Here is a 2,062-nt window from a genome sequence, read left to right as displayed (position 1 = left end):
CTGACATCAGCTGTCCGTTCTGCTTCAACAGTTGTGAACGCGCCCGTAGCCGCGACACCGCCAACAGCGGTGAAAATCATCAGAAGCGCGAGTAGTTTTCCTTTTGGGATCATAGATTGTGTGATTATGATGTGATTGCCCCATCGAAGGGGTTCTCACTTACAGACATATATATACCATTCCCACTTTGTTATGCCGCTCTACTGAATTGTTAGGCGGTCGTAACATTACTCCCGAATGTAGATAAGGAGACAGTCATTGATGTACAGGTACGTACGAGCATGCACCTATTTAATAACTGTAGCAATAACTCAAGAATATGCCACGCCCCAGGGTAAGTAAGGGAGTAAACTACATCTAGAGTTGATCGTCAGCAATCGTGCCGACGTTCCAGCTGAACATCTCACCTTCGAACAACAGGTGTCGTTCGTACTTGATGAGCTCGCAGATGAATCGGAATCCGATAGCGGCGGGCTCTTCTCATAATGCAACCTGCTGATCAATTACATCATCGACAGGCACGCCGGCGCTTCCTGATGTTCTCGATGACAGGTTTCAATGGCAGCCTCGGATTGTGGGACGGAGATTATTGACTGGATCACGTCCATGTCCTTGCCCTCGGTTCCACTCTCACTGTCACCGTCGTCAGAACACAGTACTCGTCTCTCCGTTTCTGTTTCACTGTCGTAGTATAGTAAAATGCGTGGGTCGCTCCCAGTCTTGCCAGTAATTAAGAGTGCTAGCGTGTTTGTTGAGTTACACTATACCTCGTCGATTGGTGCTCGACTGACGGCTATACCGTTGCCCCTGCTGACGACGATGACAGAGCGCCGCTCACCAACCGCTGATACGTCTCAGAGTGTTCATGCAACACGAGCATCTTGCCATGCTTCGAGGAGTTGACGAACGTGAATGCTCCTTCAGACAGCGACTCTAATGCTTCGGCGGCTCGATAATACTGTTTCCAGCAAAGCGACTCATCCCGATCAGCTGAGAGGAGTTGCAGTGGACGATCTGATGACTTGACGACAATGCCCTTCGGAGTACGGGAGCCCCACTCACTGATATTTCTGAACAACGAGACCGCACGCCGAACACTCGGTGGGTCGATTACTTCATCGAGATTCTCTGCACGAAATAATTGCTCAATTGGCGTCAAATCATGCTTCTGGATGCCGATGTTCCCGTTATCAGAGTAGTTGAACTTGTATCGGCGGAAACCTCTTTCACGGACTGTTGAACATGGTGTAGCTTCAGTTTCGTCTCTGCTTGATCCCTGCTCTGTCTCGATCCTCTTCGAGCTGCTCAATGCGCTTGGATTATTGATTGATGGTTTCCTTCAGTTCGTCTTGATTACTCTCAAGATCGTCAATCCGGTCGGACTACTCGTCAATCGGTTCCTGTTGAGATTCGACTACCTGTTCCAAGCGGTTAATACGAGAAAGCAACTCACTTTTATCCGTATCGATGCTACCGTCGATTGAGGAAGTTGACTCCTCATCAGTGTTCACTGATATAATTCTTGTAGTTTGGGGCAGCCTCTAACTTGCCTCTTCGCTGTTTAATTTAGCAAGTATCCAATAAAAGTATAGCCTGCGTCTGACGTAATCAGGTATTCTGGTCTACAATAGCCTCACAACTAACCCTTGATGTTTGTATGGGCACTGTGGTGTGTAAAATGGGCAATCACCAGCAAGAGTGTTACCACGGATAGACACAGCCATCACTCACCATGTTTAGAATTGCATATTTGTTTTTGTTGTGTCGGAAAAAATAAACACGAGACGACCGCTCTCAGAATTGGAGTATGAAGCTATCACCGTCGACGACCACTCCTCTTGCATCCGGGACCGCTGCGAGCCGAACAGTGTCTGCGATTTCACCTGCAAGCAGATTACTCCCGCCCTGATTGTTCGGACTCTCAAAAAACTCTCCGTATGTATTCTCGGTGACATTATTAGTAAATTTATCCAATTCTATTGGAGGCTCATCACCAAGTCTGGTACCTATATCAGCGATGCCAATAGACCCAGCAGCTTCCTGCTTTACTCGGTCTTGAAGA

At 47.8% G+C, this 2,062-nt stretch carries 4 protein-coding genes; 1 reads left to right on the top strand and 3 read right to left on the bottom strand.

Going from position 1 to position 2,062, the window contains the following annotated elements:
• The first annotated feature begins 363 nt into the window (after positions 1–363).
• Entirely contained in the window at positions 364–486 is a 123-nt protein-coding gene (locus tag J07HQW2_RS17310; protein ID WP_303703913.1) for a hypothetical protein, read from the top strand.
• A gap of 307 nt (positions 487–793) precedes the next feature.
• Here J07HQW2_RS17310 and J07HQW2_RS17305 read toward each other — a convergent pair whose 3' ends face one another.
• The 3 genes from J07HQW2_RS17305 to J07HQW2_RS02440 all read right to left on the bottom strand — a co-directional run.
• Positions 794–1,309, bottom strand: coding sequence for a hypothetical protein (locus J07HQW2_RS17305; RefSeq protein WP_303703912.1), 516 nt, complete (start codon positions 1,307–1,309; stop codon positions 794–796).
• A 73-nt stretch (positions 1,310–1,382) separates the two neighbouring features.
• The gene (locus J07HQW2_RS17300; RefSeq protein WP_303703911.1) at positions 1,383–1,511 is read right to left on the bottom strand and encodes a hypothetical protein; all 129 of its coding nucleotides are present in this window, start codon (positions 1,509–1,511) and stop codon (positions 1,383–1,385) included.
• Positions 1,512–1,794: 283 nt separating this feature from the next.
• The coding region (locus J07HQW2_RS02440) for a hypothetical protein (protein WP_021053678.1) at positions 1,795–2,062 on the bottom strand (268 nt) is incomplete at its 5' end.

The organism is Haloquadratum walsbyi J07HQW2 (assembly GCF_000415985.1).
Taxonomy (GTDB): Archaea; Halobacteriota; Halobacteria; order Halobacteriales; family Haloferacaceae; genus Haloquadratum; species Haloquadratum walsbyi_B.
Note: the sequence above shows the minus strand (reverse complement) of the source record. Positions and strands in the feature narration are given on the sequence as shown.